This window comes from uncultured Allobosea sp. (genome assembly GCF_945956895.1).
GTDB lineage: Bacteria > Pseudomonadota > Alphaproteobacteria > Rhizobiales > Beijerinckiaceae > Allobosea.
In genome coordinates this window covers 1-3,720 of record NZ_CAMFJF010000142.1, presented here as the reverse complement: position 1 = coordinate 3,720, position 3,720 = coordinate 1, and the positions used below count along the sequence as shown (strand labels likewise).

General features: G+C 67.7%; 2 protein-coding genes. Both read right to left on the bottom strand.

The annotated features are described in order from the left end of the window. The coding region (locus Q0Q02_RS23445; protein WP_293813198.1) for a filamentous hemagglutinin N-terminal domain-containing protein at positions 1 to 2,489 on the bottom strand (2,489 nt) is incomplete at its 3' end. 43 nt (positions 2,490 to 2,532) lie between these two features. Next, a partial coding sequence (locus Q0Q02_RS23440; RefSeq protein ID WP_293813196.1) for a ShlB/FhaC/HecB family hemolysin secretion/activation protein occupies positions 2,533 to 3,720 on the bottom strand: 1,188 nt, incomplete at its 5' end.

The window sequence follows — 3,720 nt, the reverse complement described above, 5'->3', positions numbered from 1 at the left end:
GTCGCGTAGGCCTGCGATATCGTGCCGCCGAAATTCTCTCCGACCAGCCCTCCGACGGAGGTGCTTCCCGCACCGGTGGTGATGGCCCCGGTGGCATAGGAGAGCGAGATGTTGCCGGTATTGTAGCCGACGAGGCCGCCGACGGCGTTTGCACTGGCGCCGCCCTGAACCGTCACGCTTGTGCTGGACCGGTCGATGCTGGGCGTGGGAGGGGTGGAGCTTTCCGGCGGGCTGTTGTCTCCGACCAGCCCTCCGACGAACTGGTCGCCAGCCACGGTTCCGGAGGCCACGACATGGCTGATCGTTCCGAAATTGCGGCCGGCGACCGATCCGACGGCGCTGCTCCCGCTGATGTCGACGCCGGCCAGCGCGAGATTCTGCACCGTGCCGGCAACCTGGCCGAAGAGACCAACCTCCGAAGACGAGGGTCGGTTGATGAACAAGCCGCTGATCGTGTGCCCCTGGCCGTCGAACGTACCCGAGAAGGGCGCGAGGTCGGGTACGGAGCCTCCGATCGGCGTGAAGCCGACGATGCTGCGGCCATCGGTCCATTGGCGTGTCCCGCTGGCGTCGATGTCGTTCGCCAGCCGGTAGTTCAGGCTCAGATCGGGAGACCCGCCTGAATTCCTGACCGTATTGATGCCTTGCAGGCCATAGACATCGCTGATCGCATAGGGATTGCCGGCGCTGCCATCGCCGCCGAGCACACGCAGGAAGCTGCCGCCATTCAAGCGGAAATCAGTCGCCGAAAACGCCGGCAGCGGGTTCGAAACCTGCGTCCAGGCTCCCGCTTCGAGCAGGAACGTCCCGACATTGACCGCGCCGGTTGTGGCGGAGGCAGCGGTCGTGCCGTCCGAACGCCCATAGCTCGCCGGCGTGGTGATCGCGCCGCCTGCATTGAGGATCAGCCCGCCGGCGGGAGCGGTAATCGCTTCGCCGATGATGATGTTGTTGTTGGCGTCCAGCGTCAGCGTGGTCGCTTGCGACCACGTGATCGGTGCGCCGACCGTGATGTTGCCAGCCTGAGTACCGGGGCTGGAGGAGGTCCGGCCCGTCTGGAGAGAGACGTTGGCGGTCGCCAGTGCGGTTTGCAGGGTCGCGACGTTAATGACGGAGTTCGGTCCGCTCGGCGTGAAGGTTGAGCCGGCGAGCGAACCGTTCGTGGTCGGGCCGCTCTCGATATAGATGTCGTAGGGATCGAGCAGAAGCGTGCCGAACTTGCCGCGTGCGGCGGTCAGGATCGTCTGCCCGGTATAGTCGAGCACGCCCTGGCTCGACACTTCGGCAAAGCCGCCATCGCCGCCATTGGCTCCGCCGCGCGCGCGGATCAGGCCGCCGAAGCTGGTGAACGCATCCGACCAGACGATGATCCTGCCGCCATTCCCGGTCTCGGTCGCATCGGCGAGGATCTGCGTCTTGCTGTCGATGACGACGCTGCTGGCATGTGGCAAGGTTCCGCCGCCCTGCAGATCGCCGCCGATCTTGACGGTGCCGCCGCCCCTGCGGCCGCTGGCGTCGATCGTCGCACCGGTCAGCCCGATCCGGTCTCCGGTGATGGTGACGCTGCCGCCCACGCCCGATCCGCTCCGTGCCGAGGCGGTCCTGCGCCCCCGGCGTGTCGCGCTGACATCGAGCCTGCCGGAAACCTTGACGGTTCCGCCGGCACCGCCGCCCAGCACGATCGCGCCGGAACGCCCGCCGACCGTGCGCGCCTCAATGACGCCGGAGAGGTTGATCGCCTGCCTGGCGACTTCGCGCGCCGTCGCCGCCTTCAGCTCGACCCGGCCGCCATTCGCGCGAATGCGGCCGCTCTGCTGGATCAGCGCCTTGTCGCCGACGGACCCAGACGGCACCGCGACCTCCAGGAAGCCGTCGCCGGAGATGTCTAGCGTCGCGCGTTCGCCGGCGCCGAGCCCGACCCGTCCCAGCGGTACGCTGATCGTGCCCGCATTCTCGACCGAACCGCCGAGCAGGGCCGCATAGCCGCCGCGGCCGACCTCGATCGTCCCCTGGTTCACCACCGCGGCGGAGTTGCCGGTTCCGGCGAAACTCCGCCGCCCAGCCTTGAAATCCTCATCCGTGATGCCGAGTGTCGACGCGACGAACCCCCCGCCGGTCCGGACGATGCCGGTCGGGGTGATCATGATGCCGTTTGGGTTGACGAGGTAGACCTGCCCGTTCGCGTTGAGTTGGCCGGCGATCGTCGACGTGGTCGTGCCGGTGACCCGGTTCAGCAGCGCGGACGATGTCGCAGGCTGCTGGATATTCACTGTGGCGCCCGTTCCGATCGAGAAGCTCTGCCAGTTGATGATCGCGGCAGCCGAAGACTGCTGGATCGCCATCGTGTTCGCACCCGGGCTGGAGATGCCGACCGAGCCGGATGCGATCGACGCCCCCGCCGGCAATTCCCCGGCCAGACCGGGGTGCAGCGCGATGAGGCAGGTGCCTGCGAGGAGCGCGAACCTGAAAGTAGCCTGGCGAAGTCTCATCCAAGATTCCTCTTCGAATCCGGAAGGCAGCTACGAGGTGCGATCAGAAGCGGATTGAACCCACCATGGTGAAGCGGTTGTCGTTCGGTATCCGGTCGTCGCGGAATCTCCGGCCATATTCGAGGGAGAGCGATGCTTGCGAGAAGGATGGGTCGAGCGTGGCTGCGAGCCTGACGCCGAGGCCGACCGAGGTGACATGCGTCGTCGCCTGCTCGACCGCGGTGGGGTGCACGAGATAGAGCGCGCCGGTGGCGGCGAAGGCGTAGGGCGTCGCCGACACGGGAACGCCCGCGAAGGAGGTCGACCAAGGCGAATTCACTTCGGCGCGAAGGACCCAGCCGCTATCCCCGCCCAAGGTACCGGCATCGAAGGTCGACAATTCCTGGAACGAGGCGATGCCGATCTGCTCCGCGCGCGGCAGCGCCTGATTGAAGGAGGTCTGGCCGCGCGCCATGAAGGCCACGCCCAGATGCTCGGCCAACGGCTGGGCAAGCGACAGGATCGCCTCGAACTTCCGGAAGTCCGCATCGGCTCCGAACCGGGAAAGCGGCAGGATCGGCGATGCATCCGCCGCAGTCCGGGCGCCGAAGGCCTTGAGCCCCGCCGAGAGGATCGCGCGTCCCGATAGGACGCCGCCTGTCGGCAACAGCATCGAGCCGTCGGCAGCGGCGCGAAGCACCCGGAGGCGGTCGAGCGAGAGCGGCAGCTTGAGGCCGGGGACGAAAAGGTCGATGCGCTCTTCCTCGGCGTCGAAGATGAGCTCGGAAGCGAAGCTGAGGGTGCGGGACCGCAGCCAGGGATAGCGCAGGCGCGCCGAATAGCGCTCGAACTGGCTCGCGGTCTGCGGCAGGCCGAACGGCGGCTTCGGGGCCGTACGGCTCTCGGTCGCCTCCAGATTCAGGGTCAGGCCATCGATGCCCAGTGGGATGACCGTCCCGCCCGACAGGGTCCGCATCCGTGGATAGCTGTCGAAGAGACCGCCGAAACCCGCGCTATCGTTGCCGCCCGGATGGCCTGCGGCGCGCAGATACAAGGTTTCGCCCCAGCCCAGGACGCTGTTGACCTCGAGGCCCGTGGAGACCGTCGAACGGCCGAGCGCGCTGGAGAGAGTGTTGTCGTAGCCGACGCTTCCGGTCACGGGCCGGTAGCCCGCCGAGACGACGAGCACGGTGGCGCCGGGTTCCGCGCCCGGCGACAGCGCGGAGCGCAAGGCGACGCCCGGCGTATCGCC